17 protein-coding genes are annotated in these 21,380 nt (G+C 72.8%); 7 read left to right on the top strand and 10 right to left on the bottom strand.

Translation table 11 applies throughout. The features are described from left to right. The first annotated feature begins 13 nt into the window (after positions 1 to 13). Entirely contained in the window at positions 14 to 388 is a 375-nt protein-coding gene (locus ACZ4WZ_RS11505; RefSeq protein ID WP_467888306.1) for a cupin domain-containing protein, read from the top strand. On the opposite strand, the gene ACZ4WZ_RS11510 is transcribed toward ACZ4WZ_RS11505, so the two are convergent. From ACZ4WZ_RS11510 to ACZ4WZ_RS11520, 3 genes are all read right to left on the bottom strand, one after another. After that, positions 378 to 1,589 (bottom strand): MFS transporter, encoded by a 1,212-nt coding sequence (locus ACZ4WZ_RS11510; protein ID WP_467888602.1) that lies wholly within the window; start codon positions 1,587 to 1,589, stop codon positions 378 to 380. The two genes, ACZ4WZ_RS11505 and ACZ4WZ_RS11510, sit on opposite strands and share 11 nt — an antisense overlap. 271 nt (positions 1,590 to 1,860) lie before the next feature. Beyond that, entirely contained in the window at positions 1,861 to 2,424 is a 564-nt protein-coding gene (locus tag ACZ4WZ_RS11515; RefSeq protein WP_467888309.1) for a methylated-DNA--[protein]-cysteine S-methyltransferase, read from the bottom strand. A gap of 68 nt (positions 2,425 to 2,492) precedes the next feature. Continuing rightward, entirely contained in the window at positions 2,493 to 3,395 is a 903-nt protein-coding gene (locus ACZ4WZ_RS11520) for a glycerophosphodiester phosphodiesterase (RefSeq protein ID WP_467888312.1), read from the bottom strand. Between the two features lie 247 nt (positions 3,396 to 3,642). On the opposite strand from ACZ4WZ_RS11520, the gene uvrB reads away from it, so the two are divergent. From uvrB to ACZ4WZ_RS11540, 4 genes are all read left to right on the top strand, one after another. Next, positions 3,643 to 5,787, top strand: a complete 2,145-nt coding sequence (gene uvrB / locus ACZ4WZ_RS11525; RefSeq protein WP_467888314.1) for an excinuclease ABC subunit UvrB — start codon at positions 3,643 to 3,645, stop codon at positions 5,785 to 5,787. Positions 5,788 to 5,871: 84 nt separating this feature from the next. Beyond that, positions 5,872 to 6,450, top strand: coding sequence for a TerD family protein (locus ACZ4WZ_RS11530; protein WP_467888317.1), 579 nt, complete (start codon positions 5,872 to 5,874; stop codon positions 6,448 to 6,450). Between the two features lie 44 nt (positions 6,451 to 6,494). After that, complete coding sequence (locus ACZ4WZ_RS11535) at positions 6,495 to 8,486, top strand: TerD family protein (protein ID WP_467888320.1); 1,992 nt, start codon at positions 6,495 to 6,497, stop codon at positions 8,484 to 8,486. A gap of 269 nt (positions 8,487 to 8,755) precedes the next feature. Further along, complete coding sequence (locus ACZ4WZ_RS11540) at positions 8,756 to 9,742, top strand: TerC/Alx family metal homeostasis membrane protein (protein ID WP_467888323.1); 987 nt, start codon at positions 8,756 to 8,758, stop codon at positions 9,740 to 9,742. Between the two features lie 61 nt (positions 9,743 to 9,803). On the opposite strand, the gene ACZ4WZ_RS11545 is transcribed toward ACZ4WZ_RS11540, so the two are convergent. The 5 genes from ACZ4WZ_RS11545 to ACZ4WZ_RS11565 form a co-directional block, all read right to left on the bottom strand. Further along, positions 9,804 to 11,921, bottom strand: coding sequence for a hypothetical protein (locus tag ACZ4WZ_RS11545; RefSeq protein WP_467888326.1), 2,118 nt, complete (start codon positions 11,919 to 11,921; stop codon positions 9,804 to 9,806). Positions 11,922 to 12,005: 84 nt separating this feature from the next. Continuing rightward, a complete protein-coding gene (locus ACZ4WZ_RS11550; RefSeq protein WP_467888329.1) occupies positions 12,006 to 12,368 on the bottom strand; it encodes a hypothetical protein in 363 nt (120 codons plus the stop codon). Between the two features lie 381 nt (positions 12,369 to 12,749). After that, positions 12,750 to 14,069: an MFS transporter gene (locus ACZ4WZ_RS11555; RefSeq protein ID WP_467888332.1), complete on the bottom strand. Its 1,320-nt coding sequence runs from the start codon at positions 14,067 to 14,069 to the stop codon at positions 12,750 to 12,752. Positions 14,070 to 14,199: 130 nt separating this feature from the next. Beyond that, positions 14,200 to 14,856: an MBL fold metallo-hydrolase gene (locus ACZ4WZ_RS11560; protein WP_467888335.1), complete on the bottom strand. Its 657-nt coding sequence runs from the start codon at positions 14,854 to 14,856 to the stop codon at positions 14,200 to 14,202. Positions 14,857 to 14,865: 9 nt separating this feature from the next. After that, a complete protein-coding gene (locus tag ACZ4WZ_RS11565) occupies positions 14,866 to 15,561 on the bottom strand; it encodes a maleylpyruvate isomerase family mycothiol-dependent enzyme (protein WP_467888338.1) in 696 nt (231 codons plus the stop codon). Between the two features lie 186 nt (positions 15,562 to 15,747). Here ACZ4WZ_RS11565 and uvrA point away from each other — a divergent pair, with 186 nt between their 5' ends. Beyond that, the gene (gene uvrA / locus ACZ4WZ_RS11570) at positions 15,748 to 18,726 is read left to right on the top strand and encodes an excinuclease ABC subunit UvrA (RefSeq protein ID WP_467888341.1); all 2,979 of its coding nucleotides are present in this window, start codon (positions 15,748 to 15,750) and stop codon (positions 18,724 to 18,726) included. A 119-nt stretch (positions 18,727 to 18,845) separates the two neighbouring features. Here uvrA and ACZ4WZ_RS11575 read toward each other — a convergent pair whose 3' ends face one another. Further along, positions 18,846 to 19,733, bottom strand: coding sequence for a carbohydrate kinase family protein (locus tag ACZ4WZ_RS11575; RefSeq protein WP_467888344.1), 888 nt, complete (start codon positions 19,731 to 19,733; stop codon positions 18,846 to 18,848). Between the two features lie 81 nt (positions 19,734 to 19,814). Here ACZ4WZ_RS11575 and ACZ4WZ_RS11580 point away from each other — a divergent pair, with 81 nt between their 5' ends. Then, a complete protein-coding gene (locus tag ACZ4WZ_RS11580; RefSeq protein WP_467888347.1) occupies positions 19,815 to 20,246 on the top strand; it encodes a Rieske (2Fe-2S) protein in 432 nt (143 codons plus the stop codon). A gap of 108 nt (positions 20,247 to 20,354) precedes the next feature. On the opposite strand, the gene ACZ4WZ_RS11585 is transcribed toward ACZ4WZ_RS11580, so the two are convergent. After that, positions 20,355 to 21,302 carry a hypothetical protein gene (locus ACZ4WZ_RS11585; RefSeq protein ID WP_467888349.1) on the bottom strand — a complete coding sequence of 316 codons (948 nt, stop codon included), beginning with the start codon at positions 21,300 to 21,302 and terminating at the stop codon, positions 20,355 to 20,357. Positions 21,303 to 21,380: the final 78 nt, after the last annotated feature.

Consider the following 21,380-nt stretch of genomic DNA (forward strand, 5'->3'; position numbering starts at 1 on the left):
ACGCTGACGCAGCATGAGCACCCGTCACCACGAAGCCCCCGCCTCCTTCGCCGTGTCCGTCGCGGACGTCCCCGACGCCGAGCTGGAGCCCGAGGAGCTCGACCCCGCGCGGATCGTCTCCGGCACCCCGGTCGTGACCGGGAAGGTGCTGTGGGAGTCGGCGGACGGCTCGCAGGTCCGGGGGATCTGGCAGATCACCCCCGGGGTGGTCACCGACACCGAGGCCGACGAACTGTTCGTGGTGGTCAGCGGCCGCGCCACCATCGAGGTCGAGGGCGGCGCGGGCTTCGAGGTGGGGCCGGGCTCGGCCTGTGTGCTGCGGGAGGGCGACCGGACCACCTGGACGGTCCACGAGACGCTCCGCAAGGCCTACCACATCAACTGCTGAGATCCCCCGGCTCGGTGCGTGCCGCGTACCGCCGGGCGGTGAACAGGGCGAGCGCCGCCATCGGCAGCAGCAGGGCCGCACTGATCGCGTTGAGCCAGCCGTAACCGGCCTGGGACATGATCAGCCCGGCGGCCGCCCCGCCCACGGCGGCGGCGGTGTTCATCGTCAGGTCGCCCAGGCCCTGCACGGCGGCCCGCGCGGCCTGCGGTACCGAGTCGGTCAGCAGCGCCGAGCCGACGACGATCCCGGCGGACCAGCCGAGCCCGAGCAGGAAGAGGCCGGCCGCGCTCTGGGCGTGGTTCCCGCCGGCCGTGCCGGCGAGCAGGGCGGCGATGGACAGCAGCCCGGCGGTGAGCCCGATCACGGACAGCCGGCCGAGCCGGTCGGCGAGCCAGCCCATGACGGGGGAGAAGGCGAACATGCCCGCGATGTGGCCGCTGATCACCAGGCCGATGAGCCGCAGGTCGGCGCCGTGGTGACCGAGGTCGACGGGGGTCATCACCATGATCGACACCATGGCGGTGTGCGACACGGCGACGGTGAGCAGCGCGAGCCGGGCCCGCGGTGATGCCTTGACGGCGGCGACGCCGGCGCGCAGCGAGCGGGCCTGCCGGGACTGCTCGCCGGAACCGGCCAGGGCCCGGGCGGTCAGCAGCGGGTCCGGCCTCAGGAACACGGCGAGCAGGGCGCCGGTGAGTACGAAGACGGCGCCGGCCCATACGAAGGGTCCCGCCGTCTGGGGTATGGAGGTGCCGGCGAAGCTGTCGCTGGCGGGGGCGGAGAGGTTGGGGCCGAGCACCGCGCCCAGGGTGGAGGCCCAGACGACCAGCGAGATCGCGCGGGCCCGCCGGTCGGGCGCGGCGAGGTCGGTGGCGGCGAAGCGGGCCTGGAAGGTGGCGCAGGAGGCCGCGCCGAAGGCGGCCATGCCGACCAGCAGCAGCGGGAAGTTGTCGACGACGGCGGCCAGGACGACCAGGGCCGCGCCGAGCGCGCCGATCGCGTACGCCACCACCAGTCCCCACCGGCGCCCGCGCGCGGTCATCAGGGCGGCGAGCGGCAGCGAGAACAGCGCGGTGCCGATCACGGCGGCGGTGGAAGCGACCCCGGACAGGGCCTCGGTGCCGCTGATCTCGGTGGCCAGTACGGGGGCCAGGGCGACGCTGATCGGCACGCCCAGGCCGCCCAGCATCTGGCTGGCCATCAGCACGGCGGAGGTCCGGCGCTGGAGCCGGGGCAGTGCCGCCGCGTCGACGGGCGCGGGCGTGGCCTTGGTGCCGGCGGAGGTTCCGGGAGCGGCGCTCACGCCTGGCACCGCCGTCGCGGGGGTTCGGCGGAGGCGGACGGGAGGGGGCCTGGTGCGGCGGGAGTGGTCACGGCGGCAGTTTCCCACCGTCGGCCGCGCGGGGGAACCGCGTATCGCGGCCCGGGGTCCCGTCGCCACCCGCTGTCACCGCCGCGACGGCGCGCGCGGCTCAGAACAGGGGCTGCGGGAGCACGCCCTCCAGCGCGAGCAGGATCCGCTTGGTCTCCACCCCGCCCCCGAAGCCGCCGATGCCCCCGTCGTTCTCGACCACGCGGTGGCAGGCCACGACCACGGGCAGGGGATTGGAGCCCATGGCGTTGCCCACGGCCTGGGCCGCCCCCGGCTGCCCGGCCCGGGCGGCCAGCTCCCCGTACCCGACGACCGATCCGTACGGCACCGAGCGGTCGAGCTCCAGCAGCACCTGCCGGTTGAAACCTGAGCTGAGCCGCCAGTCCAGCGGCAGCTCGAAGCGCCGCAGCGAACCGGCGAAGTAGGCGGCCAGCTGGCGTATCGGCTCGGCGAGCAGCACCTCCTCGCCCGGGTCCGGCCGCCACGCGTCGGCGCCGAGCCGGGAGACGAGCGAGCCGATCATCCGGCCGGCCCGGTCCGGGCGCGCGTGGAACTCGACCCGGACCAGACCCTCGGGGGTCGCGGCCAGGAGCAGGGGACCGATGTCGCTGGGCACGACGGTCCATTCGAGGTGCGGCCCGCGGGGCCGCTCGGTGCTGTCCACGTCTCCACCGTACGGCCCGCCACCGACAGCGCGGACGGGTTCGCGCACGCCACCGCCGCGCCGGGCCCTCAGAAGCCGAGCGCGGCGTTGCGCACCACGTCGGGCGCGTTGGTGATGATCCCGTCCACGCCCATGTCCCGTACCTTGCGGGCCGTGGCCGCGTCGTCCACGATCCAGGTGTCCACCTCCATGGGCCTGCCGTGGGCTCCCAGCAGGCCGTGCACCGCCCTCACCCAGTCCGCGGAGATCGTGGTGTGCCAGGGGTTGATCCGGTCCGTGAACCGCGCGTAGCGCGGCAGCTCGGCCACGGGCGGGGTGCCCAGGAAGGCCGTCACCAGGCCGGGGTGCAGTTCGTGCACGGTGCGTACGGAATCGGCGCTGAAGCTCTGTACCACCAGGCGGTCCGGGACGTGGTCCTCGTCCAGCCAGCCGGCCTCGTCCAGGAGCTCCAGCGTCTCCTCCTCGATCCCCGGGTAGAGCTCCGGCTTCTTGATCTCCAGCAGCAGCTTCTGCCGGTTCTCCTCGACCCGCTCCAGGTACGCGCGCAGGGTCGGGACCCGGGCGCCCGCGAAGCGGGGTGCGAACCAGCTCCCCGCGTCCAGCCGCCCGATCTCCTCCGCCGTGAAGTCCCTGACCCGCCACGGCCTGCGGTCGGGGAAGACCTGCTCGACGTCGGTGGTGCGGGCGAGGGTGTCGTCGTGGACCACCACCAGCTCGCCGTCCTTGGTCCGCTGGACGTCGTTCTCGACCCAGTCGAAGCCCAGCCGCCTCGCCAGGTCGATCGCTTCGAGGGTGTTCTCCGGGGCGTAGGCGGAAGCCCCCCGGTGGGCGTACACGACGGGGCCCAGGACCCCGCTCGCGGCATCGGGGGAGCCGGGGCCGGCGGCGGCCGGGGAGGCCGTCCCGCCCAGCACCGCGAGGGTGAAGCCCAGGATCGCGGCGGCGGCCGCGGTGGCGGGTCGGACGTACATGTGCTTTCTCCTCGGGTCGTGAGCCCTGTTCCTGCGTCAGACGGGCGCGGAGCGGCAGACGTTGCGGCGATGCACTTCACGGCGGAGCGTTCACCGCGATCATGGGCTCGAAGATCACCGGGACGCCACCGAACTACGACAAACAGACCGGAAAGGAGGAGATCCACTCCGCCCGCCGGACCTGTCGAGGGCTCCCCGGACCCGTCGGGAGGGCGTGCGTGTCAGTGCGGGGTCGTACGGTGGACTCATGCGGCCCGTATCGAAGATCGAACGCACGGTGGCACCCTTTGAGGTCGTCAGCCCGTACCAGCCCAGCGGTGACCAGCCGGCGGCCATCGCCGAGCTGGAGAAGCGCATCCGCGCAGGTGAGAAGGACGTCGTACTGCTCGGCGCGACGGGCACGGGCAAGTCCGCGACCACGGCCTGGATGATCGAGAGGCTCCAGCGCCCCACGCTGGTGATGGCGCCGAACAAGACGCTGGCCGCCCAGCTGGCGAACGAGTTCCGCGAGCTCCTGCCGAACAACGCCGTCGAGTACTTCGTCTCGTACTACGACTACTACCAGCCCGAGGCCTACGTACCGCAGTCGGACACCTACATCGAGAAGGACTCCTCGATCAACGAGGAGGTCGAGCGGCTGCGCCACTCCGCGACGAACTCGCTGCTGACCCGGCGCGACGTGATCGTCGTCGCCTCCGTGTCCTGCATCTACGGCCTCGGCACCCCGCAGGAGTACGTGGACCGGATGGTCTCCCTCAAGGTGGGCGAGGAGATCGACCGGGACCAGCTGCTGCGCCGCTTCGTCGACATCCAGTACACCCGCAACGACCTCGCCTTCACCCGCGGCACCTTCCGGGTGCGCGGCGACACCATCGAGATCTTCCCGGTCTACGAGGAACTGGCCGTCCGGATCGAGATGTTCGGCGACGAGATCGAGGCGCTCTCCACCCTGCACCCGCTGACCGGCGAGGTCATCAGCGAGGACCGCGAGCTCTACGTCTTCCCCGCCAGCCACTACGTCGCCGGCCCCGAGCGCATGGAGAAGGCGATCACCGGCATCGAGGCCGAGCTCGCCGAGCGGCTCGCGGAGCTGGAGAAGCAGGGCAAGATGCTGGAGGCGCAGCGGCTGCGCATGCGCACCACCTACGACCTGGAGATGATGCGCCAGATCGGCTCCTGCTCCGGGATCGAGAACTACTCCCTGCACATGGACGACCGCGAGCGCGGCTCGGCCCCCAACACCCTCATCGACTACTTCCCCGAGGACTTCCTCCTCGTCATCGACGAGTCGCACGTCACGGTGCCGCAGATCGGGGCGATGTACGAGGGCGACGCCTCGCGCAAGCGGACCCTGGTCGACCACGGCTTCCGGCTGCCGTCCGCGCTCGACAACCGGCCGCTGAAGTGGGAGGAATTCCTGGAGCGGGTCGGCCAGACCGTCTACCTGTCGGCCACCCCCGGAAAGTACGAGCTCTCCCGCTCCGACGGCTTCGTCGAGCAGATCATCCGCCCCACCGGCCTCGTCGACCCCGAGGTCGTCGTCAAGCCCACCGAGGGCCAGATCGACGACCTGGTGCACGAGATCCGCGCCCGGGTGGAGAAGGACGAGCGGGTCCTGGTCACCACCCTCACCAAGAAGATGGCCGAGGACCTCACCGACTACTTCCTGGAGCTGGGCATCCAGGTCCGGTACCTGCACAGCGACGTCGACACCCTGCGCCGCATCGAGCTGCTGCGCGAGCTGCGGGCCGGCGAGTACGACGTCCTGGTCGGCATCAACCTGCTCCGCGAGGGCCTCGACCTGCCCGAGGTGTCGCTCGTGGCGATCCTCGACGCCGACAAGGAGGGCTTCCTGCGCTCGGGGACCTCCCTCATCCAGACCATCGGCCGCGCCGCCCGCAACGTCTCCGGCCAGGTCCACATGTACGCGGACAAGATGACCCCGGCGATGGAGAAGGCCATCGACGAGACCAACCGGCGCCGCGAGAAGCAGATCGCGTACAACACGGCGCACGGGATCGACCCGCAGCCGCTGCGCAAGAAGATCAACGACATCGTCGCCACCATCGCCCGCGAGGAGCTGGACACCGAGCAGCTCCTCGGCACCGGCTACCGCCAGACCAAGGACGGCAAGGCCGCCAAGGCACCGGTCCCCGCGCTCGGCGGCGCGGCGGCGGCCAAGGGCAAGGCCGGCAAGGCGGCGAAGGGCGCGGCGGCCGCGACGCCCACCGACCGGCCCGCCGCCGAACTGGCCGCGCTCATCGAGCAGATGACCGAGCGGATGCGGGCGGCGGCGGCCGAGCTCCAGTTCGAGGTGGCCGCCCGGATCCGGGACGAGGTGGGCGAGCTCAAGAAGGAGCTTCGCCAGATGAGGGAAGCGGGCCTCGCCTGACCCGTGGGCGGTCAGTAGGGTGTGGAAACGCCGCAGGTGCACGCTGCGGGCCTTTAGGGGCGGGCTATGGAGAGGGGAACGCGCGTGACGGTCAACATGACCAAGGGTCAGGCCATCAGTCTGCAGAAGGCGGACGGCGGCACGCTGACCGCGGTCCGGATGGGCCTCGGCTGGCAGGCGGCCAAGCGCCGCGGCCTGTTCGGGTCGCGGACGCGGGAGATCGACCTGGACGCGTCGGCAGTGCTCTTCGCCGACAAGCAGCCGGTGGACGTGGTGTTCTTCCGGCACCTGCAGAGCGACGACGGCTCGGTCCGCCACACCGGCGACAACCTGGTCGGCGGCGTGGGCCAGGGCGGGGACGACGAGGCCATCCTCGTCGACCTCCAGCGGGTCCCGGTCCACATCGACACGATCGTCTTCACGGTGAACTCGTTCACCGGCCAGACCTTCCAGGAGGTCCAGAACGCCTTCTGCCGCATCGTCGACGAGACCAACGGCCAGGAACTGGCCCGCTACACCCTCGACGGCGGCGGCCAGTACACCGCGCAGATCATGGCGAAGGTGTCCCGGGCCGGTGCCGGCTGGCAGATGACGGCCCTCGGAAACCCGGCCAACGGCCGGACCTTCCAGGACCTGATGCCGGCGATCCTGCCGCACCTGTAAGACCGCACCAACAAGAGAAGAAGGCACGGGGGAGGGGCTGCACGATGACGGCCGAACTGGTCCGGGGGCAGAACCACCCCGTGCCCCACGACAGGATCGAGGTCAGGGTCTCGGCGGGCACACCCGTGCTCGCCCTGGCGGCCCTGGCCGACGAGCAGGGCCGCCTCGCGGGCCCCGGGGCGCTGGCCCGTCCGGGCGCCCCGGCCCCGTCCTGGATACGGCTGCCGGGGGAGGTCGCCGACCGGCACACGCTGACCGTCGACCTCGACGCCGTCGCCGCGGAGGTCCACCGGATCGGCCTGCTCCTCGTCCTGCCGCCCGGCGGGCCGCTGGGCTTCGGCTCCGCACCGGCCGCGCACACGGCGGTGGCCACTCCCGGCGGGCCCGAGTTCGCCGGTTTTACCCTGACCGGGCTGGACGCCGAGACGGCCGTGGTGGCCCTGGAGCTCTACCGGCGCCAGGGCGCATGGAAGGTCCGGGCCGTCGGCCAGGGGTACGCCGAAGGGCTGGGCGCCCTGCTCACCGACGGCGGCCTGGCCGCGCCGGAGGCCGCCGAGCTGGCCGGTGCCGCCCTCCGGGAGGCCGCCGGGCCGGCCGGTGCCGCCCTCGCGGAGGCCGGCGGGCCCGGCGGGGGAGACCGCACGCCCGCCGCCCCGCCCCCGCAGGCCCAGGGCGCGCCGCGCGCCGGCCGGCGGCCCGCGCCCGCCCCCGAGTCGCCGGAGCCCGTCCCGGTCTCCGGAGTCCCCCACGCCGGCACCCCCGGCCCCGCGCCGGCCACCCCCGGGGACACCGCGGCCGGCCCGCCCACCATCGACTACGCGCACCCGCGCCGTCGGCGCACCAGCACCGAAGCTCCCGAGCCGGCCCCCCGGCCCGCGCCCGCCGCCGAACCCGGCCGACCCCCGGCCCCGGTCGCCGGGGACGCGGGCGGCTGGTCCATGGACGAGCGGCTCTACAACCAGGTCTGGGGCATGTTCGAGGACCTGGCCCGCACCGTCGCCGCCTACCGCGGCGCCGTCGACTTCGCCGACGCGCGGCTGGACCGCGAACTGGACGAGGCCCTGTCCGACCCGCGCCACCGCATCGGCGGCGCGGGTGACTCCGCGCGCGACACCGCCCGGGCCCGCCGGGACGATCTGGTCGCGCAGGCCAGGGCCGCCCTCGACCGGGACCTGGCCCAGCTGGTCGCCGAGTCCGAGGTGGTCGAGCCCGCGCTGCCGGCCGCGTACGCCCGCTGGGACAGCCCCGTCTGGCACGGCGGGGGCGTGCCCGAGGAGGCCCCGCTGGCGCTGCGCCTGGGCAACCTGAGCCTGCCCGAGATGCCGGGCCTGCGGATCCCGATGCTGATGCGGCTCCCGCTGGAGCGCGGGCTGTGGATCGACAACGGCCGCACCGGCTCCGAGACCGCCATGGCCATGGACACCGACCGGCTGCGCCGCGCCGCCATGGACATGGCCGTCGCGCACGCCGTACGGCTGCTCGCGGTCCACCCCGCCGACCGGATCTCCGTCCACGTCATCGACGCCGCCGGGGCGGGTGCCGCCTCCCTGGCCCCGCTGGTGCGCGCCGGAGTGCTCGCTGCGCCGCCCGCCGCCGGCGCCGAGGGGGTCGCGCGGACCCTGGCGCGGCTGACGCGGCGCGTGGACCTCGTACAGATGGCGCTGCGGGCCGGCGCCCCCGAGGAGCTGCCCGCCGACGTGGACCGGGCCGAGCAGCTGCTGGTGGTGCACGACTTCCCGCACGGCTTCGACGACCGGGCGGTCACCCAGTTGCGCTACCTGGCCGACGAGGGCCCGGCGGTCGGGGTGTACCTGCTGATGGTCGCGGACCGCGACGAGGCCTCCGCGTACGGGCCGCTGCTGGATCCGCTGTGGCGCTCGCTGATGCGGCTGTCGCCGGTGCCGGACAGCCACCTCGCCGACCCCTGGGTCCAGCACGCCTGGACCTTCGAGCCGGACCTGCCCCCCGAGGGCAGTACGGTCCTCGACCGGGCCCTGGAGCGGGTGCGTCAGGCGCGGAGGGAGGCCCGCCCATGAGCGGGCCATGGGCGGTCCATGACCGGCCGGTGACCCCTTCTTGGTGAGCCCTTTACCTTTTGTCTCCTCCGCGGGTACTCTGGGACCCGCGGAGGGGAGTATTCCTGCTATTTCCTGCGCGGCGTGCCCGTCAATACGGACCACTGTGCTCATCTGGCGCGGTCGGTCCCGGGGCGCCGGCCCGCGGCCTGTGGCCGCCGGGTGGAAGAGACCTCCGGCAGCGATGACGCTGACCATGTGCTGAGCCATCCGCCGGAGGCGTGAATACTGTGGACGTTTCGTTGACCCTGTGGGTGCTGACCGTTGCCGGTCTGTGCATCCTCATCGGCGCCGATTTCCTCATCGGCCGCAAACCGCACGACGTTTCGATCAAGGAAGCGGGCATCTGGACCGTCGTCTGGATCGTGCTCGCCGCCCTCTTCGGCCTCGGCCTGCTGTTCTTCGGCAACGGCCAGGCCTCCCAGGAGTTCTTCGCCGGTTTCATCACCGAGAAGTCCCTGAGCGTGGACAACCTCTTCGTCTTCGTCCTGATCATGGCGAAGTTCTCCGTACCCTCCCACCTCCAGCAGCGCGTCCTGCTGGTGGGCGTACTGATCGCCCTCGTGCTCCGCGCGATCTTCATCGCGGCCGGCGCCGCGATCATCACCACCTTCTCGTGGGTCTTCTACCTCTTCGGCGCCTTCCTGATCTACACCGCCTGGAAGCTGATCCAGGAGGCCCGCAAGGACGAGGACGAGGAAGAGTTCGAGGAGAACCGCCTCCTCAAGTCGATCGAGAAGAAGTTCGGCGTCGCCGACCGCTACCACGGCACCAAGCTCTTCATCCAGAACAACGGCAAGCGCGTCCTGACCCCCCTGATGGTCGTCATGCTCGCCATCGGCACCACGGACGTGCTCTTCGCCCTGGACTCGATCCCCGCCATCTTCGGCCTCACCCAGGACCCGTACATCGTCTTCACCGCCAACGCCTTCGCCCTCATGGGTCTGCGCCAGCTGTACTTCCTGATCGGCGGCCTGCTCAAGAAGCTGGTCCACCTCAGCTACGGCCTGTCCGTGATCCTCGGCTTCATCGGCGTGAAGCTGGTGCTGCACGCCCTGCACGAGTCCGGGGTGCACGTCCCGCAGATCTCCATCCCGCTCTCCCTGGGCGTCATCTGCGGTGTCCTCGTGATCACCACCATCACCAGCCTGATCGCCTCGAAGAAGCAGGCGGCGGCCGAGGCCTCCGCCGCGGAGGCCAAGAGCGTCGACGCCTGACCGGCCGACCGTACGGAAAGGGCCCGGGAGCACGCTCCCGGGCCCTTTCCGTACGTCCCCGCTACAGCGGCCCGAGGTCGGCGATCGTCTCCGGAACCTCCCGGAGCCTGCGGAGTATCCCCGTCACCCGCAGGGAGAGCTCGTTCGCCGCCGTCGCCTCCATCGCGTGGTCCAGGCCCGCCGCCGTGGCCGCCTCCCGCACGTCCTTCACGTTCTCGTTCAGGTCGCCCACCATCTCGGCGGCCGCGGTGACCTGCCGCTCCAGCTCCTGGACCAGCCGGTGCAGCGTCTGCGTCGGCGTCTCCTCCGGCGCGTCGGCGGAGCCCGCCGGATCGCCGGCCGCCGATCCGGCCGCCGCGTCCGCCCCGCCCGCCGGCTGGTCGGGCCCGATACCGCCGGCCGGGCCCCGCCGGGTGTACGCGCGGGTGCCGGACTCCTTCGTGAAGGTCCGGTTGAACCAGGCCCGAGTGGCGGTGCCGCTCGTCGGGGCCCCGGTCGCGTCGACCTGGCCGGGCCTGCGGTCCCCCTCGTTCATCGCGTCGAAGATCTCCCGCAGCAGCCCGACGGCCACCACCGGGTTCTTGCGCATCGCCTCCAGGACGTTCGACACGGTACGGCGGACCTTCTGGGCCTCCCTGCCCTCGTCGTCCTCCCGCTGGCCGACGATGGAACCGCGGTCGGCGTCGATGATGTCGAAGGAGGCCAGCCAGTGGGGGGTGCGGAAGAGCAGGAGCTCCTCGAACGCCTCCCGGTCGGTGTCGGCCGAGGCCAGCAGCTCCGGCAGCCGACGCCCGGAAAGGGTGATCCCCTTGTGGCCGTGCGCCCGCGTGAGGACCTCCGCGACACGCGGGTTCCACGGGCCGGCGAAGGACTCGGACGTCAGCGCGGACCACGCCCTGACCCGCCGGTTGATGTCCTTGCTGACGAGCTGGGACGCCGCGGGCTCGCCCAGGGCGGACCGGATCTGGGCGCGCTTGGCGGCCTCGGACGGCACCGGGAAGAGCTCCGTCAGCAGCCGCATCGACCGGATGTCGCGCAGCTCCGCCGTCGTCGCGTCGGCGGGCACGCCCGGGAGCTCGGTCACCGGCGCGAGACCGGCGAGCACATCGGCCGTCCGGTCGTCGAGCAGCCCATGGGCGCAGTAGGCGCCGAGCACACCGCGCCCCAGGGCCCGCCCGCGGTCGTTGGGCCCGAACTCGAGCGGCGGGTGGACGTGGTCGCGGCGGTTGCTGCCCTGCACGATGCGGAACAGCCGCTCCGGCGCGGAGGAGCCGATCACCAGCTGGGACTCCACCGAGGCGATCGCCTTGGCGCGGTGCGCCCGGCTGTCCGTGTTCCCGGCCAGCTCGGCGGCCGCGTATTCCTGGTTGAGCAGTTCGGACAGGGCGGCCAGCCAGTAGCTCGGATTGACCGAGATGCGGTTGTCGTCCTGCCCCAGCTTCTTGAACGGGACACCGGTGAGCACCTCGGAGGAGGAGACGTCGAAGAGCTGCTGGCGGTACTTCGTCCGGTTGTTGCCGCGCACGGCCATCCAGCCCCAGTACGACGACGGGTAGCGCGACCGGCCGTCCGGCTGCTCCGGCGGCTCCTCGGCCAGGCCGAAGTGCTGGGCGACGTACATGCAGGGCTCGACCTGGCCGTTGAGCGCCAGGTCCTCCAGCAGGTCGTACGTGCGCATCCCGTCGTGGTTCTCCAGCGAGTTCGCGGCCTGGTCCACCCGCGCGACCAGCGCGTCACGGGTGGCCGCGGTGCTCTCCAGCGCGGTGAACGTCCGCTCGGAGCCGTCCTCCGTCAGGCGCGTCCACGGCCTGACACGGGAGGGGGTGGGGGAGCCGTGGGGCTGGGCGGGGTTCGCGACGGAATGCCACTCCGAGCTGATGCGCTCGTTGTGCTCCCAGACGACGCCCCCGACGCCGTGCATGTTCACGGTGGCCAGCATCATCTGGCCGGCGTCGGTGCGCACCCACCGGTACCGGTCGGGCCGCAGCCGCCGGACGCCGTCGGGTTCGTCCTCGGGATTCGTCAACGAGTCCTTCGGGCGGACGACGAACGGCGCGATGGTCTCCAGGGCGGCACGGGGCGCGGTGACGCCCTTGGTGGCCAGGACGGCATCCACCCATTTCTCCTGCCACTCACGGGTGGCCGGCTGGGGGAAGGGGCCGGGAGGCGGCGTGGACATGCTGGTTCTCCACTCTGCGGGGCTGGCTCGGAACGGCGGTGCCCGGCCGCCGTACGGAGACGCCCGCACGGCGGCCGGGCAGGGTTACTTCTTCAGGAAGAGCGCCGCGACGGCTGCGGCGGCGGCCAGCCCGGCGATGACGACCGTGACGACCTGGATCGGCCAGCGACGGCTCTCCAGCGCCCGCAGACGGGATTCGTGGTCCGTGATCCGGTCGGCGGAATCCCGGATCCCGTCGAGCTTCGAGGACAAGGTGGCGAGGGAGTCCCGCACGGCCCTCAGCTCGGAATGGAAGTCCGCGGCGAAATACCCCGGAGCCTGCCAGGAAGGGGGCGGGAGTACCGGCTGGTGCGGTACGTACTGCGCGGCGAAGAAGCCCGCCGCCGGTAAGTGCCCGCCGCCGCCCTGGGCGGCCGGAGCGGAGTGGTCGTCGGGTGAGGGCGTCATGAGTGGTCCTCGGAGCGATGCGTTCGCCACGTCGGGCCGGTACGGTCCGGCTCGTCCGCCGGCGCACCCGGTCAGGGCGCCGGGGAGTGGGCTGATGGCCGCACGCACGCCTGGCCGGTAGCCGTCAGCGGTCCGCTGCCGCCTGCTGGCGGTATGAGCCGAACACCGACCGCCTCTCCATGCGCTGCACCCGCCATCTCGGCACTCCGCCGGGCGCCGGCGGAGCACATGCGAGACCTGGCCCTTCAGGTGAATTCCTGCACGGGCCGCGGGAGTTAGGCCCGGCATGAGGCGCGCTCCGTGCATATGGATACACCATCCGGACCACACCGGTCCGGCATACCGGTGATCTGCCGCCGCACGGGTCCGGAGGCCGGCGCCTCACACCACGGCCGGTTCGTTCCTCGCCGCCCGGGACGGGGCCGGCCGGGTCTCCGGGAGCAGGGCGAAGCAGCCGAGGCTGACCAGCGAGACCACCGTCAGGTACACCGCGACGCCCCACGGCGGGCCGGGGCCGTCCGACAGGGCCGTGGCCACGAGCGGGGTCAGCGCACCGCCCAGCACGCCCCCCAGGTTGTAGCCGACGGCCGCGCCAGTGCAGCGCAGGCGCGGGGCGTACAGCTCGGGCAGGTAGGCGCCGACCACGGCGAACATCGTCACCATCGCCAGCAGCGCGCCGACGCAGCCCACCGTCATCAGCAGCGGGTCCGCCGTGTCCAGCAGGGCGACGAAGGGGAACATCCACACCGCGCACGCCGCGCTGCCGGCCAGGCACAGCGGCCGGCGTCCCCAGCGGTCGCCGAGCACCGCCAGCACCGGGGTGGCCAGCCCCTTGAGCAGGACCGCCGCCATCACGATGGCCAGCATCACCGTACGGTCCACGCCGGCGCGGCCGGTGGCGTACGCGAGGGACCAGGTGGTGACCGAGTAGAAGACGGCGTACCCGACCGCCATCGCCCCGCCGGTCAGCAGCAGCAGCCGCCAGTGGCCGCGCACCACCTCGGCGAGCGGAGCGTCGGCCTGCCGGCCGGACGCGGCGAGCGCGCGGAACGCCGGGGTCTCCTCGACCGACCGGCGCAGCCACAGCCCGGCCAGCGCCAGCAGCCCGGCGGCCCAGAACGGCACCCGCCAGCCCCACGCGGTGAACTGGGCCTCGCTCAGGGTCCAGGACAGCGCCAGGGTCAGGCCGTTGGCCAGCAGGAAGCCGGCGGCCGGGCCCATCTGCGGGAAGCTCGACCACAGTCCGCGGCGCCGCTCCGGAGCGTGCTCGGCGGTCAGCAGGACCGCCCCGCCCCATTCACCGCCGAGGCCCAGCCCCTGGAGGAAGCGCAGCAGGAGCAGCAGGACGGGTGCGGCGATGCCGATGGCGTCGAAGGAGGGCACGCAGCCGACGGCCACTGTGGCGAGGCCGGTCAGGAGCAGCGAGCCGAGCAGCACGGGGCGGCGGCCGTAGCGGTCGCCGATGTGTCCGAAGAGGACGGAGCCGAGCGGGCGGGCGAGGAAGCCGACTCCGAACGTGCCGAAGGCGGCGAGGGTTCCGGCGAGCGGGGAGAAGGAGGGGAAGAAGAGCGGGCCGAGCACCAGGGCGGCGGCCGTGCCGTAGACGAAGAAGTCGTAGAACTCGATGGCGGTGCCGACCAGGGAGGCGATGGCCAGCCGCAGCATCGAGGGGGAGGAGGGCGGGGCGGGGTCTCGTTGCATGGTGCAGCAACTACCTCAGTCCCCGCCTCCAGGACAGGCGTTCGGTCAAGGTCGACCGGAAGGAGTGCCCTGCGCCGCGGTATTGACCCGGCCGGCGAGCGCGTCCGCGGGCACGGACGCGCTCGCGGGGTCACCAGCCGCGCTCGCGCCACTCCGCGAGGTGCGGGCGCTCGGTGCCGAGCGTGGTGTCGTTCCCGTGGCCCGGGTAGACCCAGGTCTCGTCCGGCAGCCGCTCGAAGAGCTTGTGCTGGACGTCGTCGATGAGGCGGGTGAAGTTCTCCGCGTCGCCCCACGTGTTGCCCACGCCGCCCGGGAAGAGGCAGTCGCCGGTGAACACGTGCGGGTGCCCGTGCGGGTCGTCGTAGATCAGCGCGATCGAGCCGGGGGTGTGCCCGGCCAGGTGGCGCGCGGTCAGGGAGACCCGCCCGACGGTGATGGTGTCCCCGTCCTCGACCAGGACGTCCGTGGCGACGGGGATGCCCTCCGCGTCGTGGGCGCCCGCGTAGGTCCGCGCGCCCGTGGCGTCGACGACCGCCTGGAGGGCGCCCCAGTGGTCGCCGTGCCGGTGCGTGGTGACGACGGACGCGATGCCGTCGTCGCCGATCAGCTGCAGCAGCGTGTCCGCCTCGGCTGCCGCGTCGATCAGCAGCTGCTCGCCGGTGGCCCGGCAGCGCAGCAGGTACGCGTTGTTGTTCATCGAACCGACCGCGACCTTGGAAATCATCAGGTCGGCGAGTTCGTGCACGTCGGCGGGACCGCCGACCTTGACCGCTCCGCTGTACGTCATGTCGGAATCCTAGAGCGCGGGGAGCTCGGGCAGGCGGTCGCCGGCCTCGACGGTGAGGCGGGCGCCCTTGAGGCCGCGGCCGGCCAGCCAGCCGAGCAGCTCGTCCTTCGGGCCGCTGAGGGTCACCGGGGTGCCCTCGGTGCCGCCCGTGCGGGCGACGGGCTCGCCGCCGGGGAGGGTGAGGGTGACCGGCGGGACGTCGGGGCGGCCGGACCAGCGGTCGGCGAGGAAGGCGATCTCCCGGTCGGTGAACTCTTCCAGGAGGTCGCGGAGCTCGTAGCCGATGTTCAGGTCGACGTGGTGGAGCTCGATCTCGACGAGCCGGCGGAAGGGCACGTTGGCGGCGAGGTCGGTGACGCCGTTGCGCAGCTCGACGGTGCGCTGCCAGTCCTGGTCGGTTTCCGTGGTGGCGAGGAAGCGGGCCCCGGAATCACGGAGGTCCGTCAGGTGTTCTTCCAGGGGCCGGCCTGCGTCGCGCTCGATGTCCGCGTCGCGGGCGGCGGCGCTCTCGTACATGGGGCGGCCCTCGAAGACGTTCACGAGGGCGTCGGCGTTGCGCGCCAGGTGGGCCAGGATGTGGCCGCGGGTCCATCCCGGGAGGTGTGACTCCTCGGAGAGGGAGGCGTTGTCCAGTTTCGCGACCGCGTTCAGCAGCCGTTCCGTGGCTTCACGTACAGATGCCAGGTCGTGCACATGATCAGTCATGGGTCCGAGCCTAGTGGCCGCGGGGCCCCGGCCACACGATCGGGTGAAGCGGGCTTGCGAGTGCCGTAAATCGAATGTGCGTGCTATACGCTCGGGAGTCAGACTCCATCCCATCGCAGAGGCGCCCCCCATACCCTGGACAGTCGGGGCCCGTGCCCCCGCTCACTCAAGAAAGGTGCGACCGGCGTGACCGACCGTCTCATCGTTCGTGGCGCTCGCGAGCACAACCTGAAGAACGTCTCGCTCGACCTGCCCCGCGACTCGCTCATCGTCTTCACCGGGCTCTCCGGCTCGGGCAAGTCCTCCCTGGCCTTCGACACGATCTTCGCCGAGGGCCAGCGCCGCTACGTGGAGTCGCTCTCCTCCTACGCCCGGCAGTTCCTGGGGCAGATGGACAAGCCCGACGTCGACTTCATCGAGGGCCTCTCCCCGGCCGTCTCGATCGACCAGAAGTCGACCTCGCGCAACCCCCGCTCCACCGTCGGCACCATCACCGAGGTCTACGACTACCTCCGCCTGCTCTTCGCCCGCATCGGCAAGCCGCACTGCCCCGAGTGCCGCCGCCCGATCTCCCGGCAGTCGCCGCAGGCGATCGTCGACAAGGTCCTCGCCCTCCCCGAGGGCAGCCGCTTCCAGGTGCTGTCCCCGCTGGTCCGCGAGCGCAAGGGCGAGTTCGTCGACCTCTTCGCGGACCTCCAGACCAAGGGCTACAGCCGGGCGCGGGTGGACGGGCAGACCGTCCAGCTCTCCGAGCCGCCCACGCTGAAGAAGCAGGAGAAGCACACCATCGAGGTGGTCGTCGACCGCCTCACCGTCAAGGACAGCGCCAAGCGCCGGCTCACCGACTCCGTCGAGACCGCGCTGGGCCTCTCCGGCGGCATGGTGATCCTGGACTTCGTCGACCTCGCCGAGGACGACCCCGAGCGCGAGCGGATGTACTCCGAGCACCTCTACTGCCCGTACGACGACCTGTCCTTCGAGGAGCTGGAGCCGCGCTCCTTCTCCTTCAACTCGCCCTTCGGCGCCTGCCCCGAGTGCACCGGCATCGGCACGCGCATGGAGGTCGACCCCGAGCTGATCGTCCCGGACGAGGACAAGTCCCTGGACGAGGGCGCCGTCTCGCCGTGGGCGCTCGGCCACACCAAGGACTACTTCCAGCGGCTGATCGGCGCGCTCGCCGGGGAGCTGGGTTTCCGGACCGACATCCCGTGGGCCGGGCTGCCGCAGCGCGCCCGGAAGGCGCTGCTGTACGGCCACAAGACCCAGATCGAGGTCCGCTACCGCAACCGGTACGGGCGCGAGCGGGCGTACACGACGGCTTTCGAGGGCGCCGTGCCCTTCGTCAAGCGCCGGCACGCCGAGTCCGAGAGCGACGCCAGCCGCGAGCGCTTCGAGGGCTACATGCGAGAGGTGCCCTGCCCGACCTGCGAGGGCACCCGCCTCAAGCCGATCGTGCTCGCGGTGACGGTGATGGAGCGGTCCATCGCCGAGGTCGCGGCGATGTCGATCAGCGAGTGCGCCGACTTCCTGGGGCGGCTGAAGCTGGACGCCCGCGACAAGAAGATCGCCGAGCGGGTCCTCAAGGAGGTCAACGAGCGGCTGCGCTTCCTCGTGGACGTGGGCCTGGACTACCTCTCCCTCAACCGTGCCGCCGGCACCCTGTCGGGCGGCGAGGCCCAGCGCATCCGGCTCGCCACGCAGATCGGCTCCGGCCTGGTCGGCGTGCTGTACGTGCTGGACGAGCCGTCCATCGGCCTGCACCAGCGGGACAACCACCGGCTGATCGAGACGCTGGTACGGCTGCGGGACATGGGCAACACCCTCATCGTCGTCGAGCACGACGAGGACACCATCAAGGTGGCCGACTGGGTCGTGGACATCGGCCCCGGCGCCGGCGAGCACGGCGGCAAGGTGGTGCACAGCGGCTCGCTGAAGGAGCTGCTGGAGAACGGCGATTCGATGACCGGCCAGTACCTGTCCGGCAAGAAGTCGATCCCCGTGCCCGACGTACGCCGCCCCGTGAACGGCGACCGAAGGCTCACCGTGCACGGCGCCAAGGAGAACAACCTGCGGGACATCGACGTGTCCTTCCCGCTGGGCGTGCTCACCGCGGTCACCGGTGTCTCCGGCTCCGGCAAGTCGACACTGGTCAACGACATCCTGTACACGCACCTGGCGCGCGAGCTGAACGGCGCCCGGTCGGTACCGGGCCGCCACACGCGGGTCGAGGGTGACGACCTGGTGGACAAGGTCGTCCATGTCGACCAGTCGCCGATCGGCCGCACCCCGCGGTCCAACCCGGCGACGTACACGGGCGTCTTCGACCACGTGCGCAGGCTCTTCGCGGAGACCATGGAGGCGAAGGTGCGCGGTTACCTGCCGGGCCGCTTCTCCTTCAACGTCAAGGGCGGCCGGTGCGAGAACTGCTCCGGTGACGGCACCATCAAGATCGAGATGAACTTCCTGCCGGACGTGTACGTCCCGTGCGAGGTGTGCCACGGCGACCGGTACAACCGGGAGACGTTGGAGGTCCACTACAAGGGCAAGTCCATCGCCGAAGTCCTGAACATGCCGATCGAGGAGGCGCTGGACTTCTTCGAGGCCGTACCGACGATCGCGCGGCACCTGCGCACGCTGAACGAGGTGGGGCTGGGCTACGTCCGCCTCGGCCAGTCCGCGCCGACCCTGTCGGGCGGTGAGGCGCAGCGCGTCAAGCTGGCCTCGGAGCTGCAGAAGCGGTCGACGGGCCGGACGGTCTACGTACTGGACGAGCCGACGACGGGTCTGCACTTCGAGGATATCTCGAAGCTGATCAAGGTGCTGTCCGGGCTGGTGGACAAGGGGAACTCGGTGATCGTCATCGAGCACAACCTCGACGTCATCAAGACCGCCGACTGGGTCGTCGACATGGGCCCCGAGGGCGGGTACGGCGGCGGCCTGGTGGTGGCCGAGGGCACGCCCGAGCAGGTCGCGTCGGTCGGCGCGAGCCACACGGGCAAGTTCCTGCGGGACATCCTCGGATCGGAGCGGATCTCCGACGCGGGTGCGCCCGCGGCTCCGGCCAGGCGGGCGAAGAAGGCGGCGCCCGCCGCGAAGAAGGCGGCGCCCGCCGCGAAGAAGGCGGCCCCGGCCAAGAAGACGGCGGCCCGCACCCGCAAGGCGTAGCCCCTGGTCCCGGCCGTCGCCGGGACCTGTGGGCCGCCGGCGGGAGCGGCGGCGGTACCGCCCCGGTCGCCGGGGAGGTGCGGCCGCCCTTCCCGCGCGGCGGGGCGCGCAGGCCCCGGTCAGCGGCCGAGTTCCAGCTCCGCCGCGTACGGGGGCTCGGCGCCCGCCCGGGTGCAGGTCAGCGCGGCGGCGCGGGCCGCGTAGGCCAGCACGTCCGGCCAGTCCGCCGCGCCCGGGTCCGGGATCCCGGCGAGCCGGTGCAGCAGCGCCGCGTTGACGGTGTCGCCCGCGCCGATCGTGTCGGCCACGGCGACCGGGCGGGCCGCCGCGCTGTGCTCCGCGCCGTCCGAGGTCCACACCGTCAGGCCCGCCGCGCCCCGGGTCAGCACCACCGCCGACGGGCCGGCCGCCAGCCAGTCCCCGGCCCGGCCGCCCAGCCAGGCCGCGTCCTCTTCCGACAGCTTGAGCACGGACACGTACGGCAGCCAGCCCAGGAACCGTTCCCGGTACGCGGCCGGGTCCGCGATCAGCGCCGGGCGGACGTTGGGGTCCAGCAGGGTCAGCAGCCCGCGCCGGGACTCCCGCCGCAGCAGCGCCTCGTACGCGGACGCGCCCGGCTCCAGCACCAGTGAGCAGGTGCCGAGCGCGAGGGCCCGCGCCCCCGGGGGCAGCTCGGGCGGCAGCGCGAAGAGCCGGTCGGCGGTCCCCTCGACGTAGAAGCCGTACACGGCCGAGCCGTCCGGCCCGAGCGAGGGCACGGCCAGCGTGGTCGGCTCGGGCCCGCGCTGCACCAGCGACAGGTCCACCCCGGCGGCCCGCAGCCCGGCAAGCAGGCTCTCGCCGAAGCCGTCCGAGGACACCCGGGAGCAGAAGGCGACCTCGGCGCCCAGCCGGCCCAGCGCCAGGGCGGTGTTGTAGGGCCCGCCACCGGGCCGGGGCAGCAGCGCGCCCCGCGGCCGTTCGACGGGCACGAGGTCGATCAGGGCTTCTCCACCGACGACGATCACGCGGGGGAAGGTATCCCATCGGACGCCGGTATCGTCGGGTGGAGCCCGCCCCGGGGCCCGTCACTCGTGCAGGAGAACCGCATGTCCGCGTCGCAGTCCGCCGCCCGCCGTACCGTGCTCAAGGGAGCCGCCGCGCTGGCCGGGGCCGTGGGCGCGGGGACGGCGCTCACCGCGTGCTCCACCGAGACCAACAGCGGTGCCGGCAGCCCGGCCGTCCCGAAGGAGCCGGTCGAGCTGGGCGGGGTGGCCGACGTGCCGGTCGGCGGCGCGAAGCTGTTCCGCGAGCGCAAGGTCGTCGTCAGCTGCCAGGCGGAGGGCCAGTACAAGGCGTTCAGCGCCCAGTGCACCCACGCCGGCTGCGTCCTGGACAAGATCGTCGAGGGTGAGGGCAACTGCCCCTGCCACGGCAGCCGTTTCGACGTCACCACCGGCAAGGTCCTGCGCGGCCCCGCCACCGACCCGCTGCCGGCCGTCCCGGTCAAGGCGGAGAACGGCAGGCTGATCGCGGGATAGCGGCCGCCCGCCGGGGCCGCCCGCCGGGCCCGCCCGCCGCCGGCCGCCCGCCGGCCGCCCCCGCCCGCCGGGCGACGCCCCGGCGGGGGTGCGGACCGGCCGCGCGGCCTACTCCCAGTCCCAGGCGATCCCCAGGATCCCGCACCGGACGCCCTCTTCCACCAGGTGCACCGCCCGGTGGCGGCCGCTCGGGGTGAGGTCGCCGAGGGCGGTGCGCGGGGACCGGGGGCCCGCGCGGGAGAAGCGGCGGCAGCGCACCGGCAGGGCCGCCTCGTCGAAGGAGACCTGGAGCATGTACTGCCCGCCCGCGTAGCTGAAGCCCCGTACGTACTCCGTACTGCGCCCGCCGGTGCCGTCCTCGATGCCGTAGCCGAAGACGTACGTGTCCCCGCGCCGCAGCCGCGCGTCGAACAGCAGCTCCGCCACCACCACCCCGGCCTCCCGGTGGCAGCGCACCCGGCCCGTGCGGCAGTTCTCGTACGCCGTCACCTCCACCCGCGTCGCGTCGCAGCCCGGATCGCCGTGGTGGACGGCGAGGTAGCGGTCGACGCCGTCGCGGTGGGCCCGGACGATCTGCTGCGACTCCCGGGTGCGCAGCTCGCCGCCCGGCCCGATGCGGACCCGCTCGTGGTGGCCGAGCGAGTGCAGGCCGCCGTCCGCCGGGAGCTCCAGCCCGGCCAGCAGCTGTTCCACCGCCGCGCCCACGCTCACCAGCGCCCGGTACGAGCGGGTGGCCGGGCGGGCGCCGGAGGCGGGGACGGGGTCGGCCAGCAGGCGCAGCAGGGCGCCCGCGGGCAGCTCAAGGATCTCCTCCAGGGCGGAGACCGCCCGCAGGGACTCGGGACGGCGCGGCCTCCGGGCACCCTGCTGCCAGTAACTGAGGCTGGTCACCCCGACCTTGACGCCGCGTGCCGCGAGATGGTGCCGCACGCGGTGCAGGGGCAGGCCGCGGGCGGCGAGGGCGGCGCGCAGCGCGAGGTGGAAGGGGCCTGTGCCGAGCAGCGCGCCCAGCTCCGCCGGGGCTGCCGTGTCTGACCGGTCGCCGGTGGGCCGCATGGCGACTCCTCTGTGAACGTTCACGCGCGCCGGGTGGGGGGCCGGGCCGGTGGTGCCGGGGACCTGGTGGAACGGCGG

This window comes from Streptomyces sp. NPDC029122 (genome assembly GCF_055569445.1).

Coding starts and splice junctions, on each gene's coding strand:
- ACZ4WZ_RS11565 (WP_467888338.1), bottom strand. CDS start 15,561: ATGACTGATCATGTGCACGACCTGGCATCTGTACGTGAAGCCACGGAA.
- ACZ4WZ_RS11545 (WP_467888326.1), bottom strand. CDS start 11,921: ATGTCCACGCCGCCTCCCGGCCCCTTCCCCCAGCCGGCCACCCGTGAG.
- uvrB (WP_467888314.1), top strand. CDS start 3,643: ATGCGGCCCGTATCGAAGATCGAACGCACGGTGGCACCCTTTGAGGTC.
- ACZ4WZ_RS11560 (WP_467888335.1), bottom strand. CDS start 14,856: ATGACGTACAGCGGAGCGGTCAAGGTCGGCGGTCCCGCCGACGTGCAC.
- ACZ4WZ_RS11555 (WP_467888332.1), bottom strand. CDS start 14,069: ATGCAACGAGACCCCGCCCCGCCCTCCTCCCCCTCGATGCTGCGGCTG.
- ACZ4WZ_RS11520 (WP_467888312.1), bottom strand. CDS start 3,395: ATGTACGTCCGACCCGCCACCGCGGCCGCCGCCGCGATCCTGGGCTTC.
- ACZ4WZ_RS11585 (WP_467888349.1), bottom strand. CDS start 21,302: ATGCGGCCCACCGGCGACCGGTCAGACACGGCAGCCCCGGCGGAGCTG.
- ACZ4WZ_RS11505 (WP_467888306.1), top strand. CDS start 14: ATGAGCACCCGTCACCACGAAGCCCCCGCCTCCTTCGCCGTGTCCGTC.
- ACZ4WZ_RS11580 (WP_467888347.1), top strand. CDS start 19,815: ATGTCCGCGTCGCAGTCCGCCGCCCGCCGTACCGTGCTCAAGGGAGCC.
- ACZ4WZ_RS11510 (WP_467888602.1), bottom strand. CDS start 1,589: ATGGCCAGCCAGATGCTGGGCGGCCTGGGCGTGCCGATCAGCGTCGCC.
- ACZ4WZ_RS11535 (WP_467888320.1), top strand. CDS start 6,495: ATGACGGCCGAACTGGTCCGGGGGCAGAACCACCCCGTGCCCCACGAC.
- ACZ4WZ_RS11550 (WP_467888329.1), bottom strand. CDS start 12,368: ATGACGCCCTCACCCGACGACCACTCCGCTCCGGCCGCCCAGGGCGGC.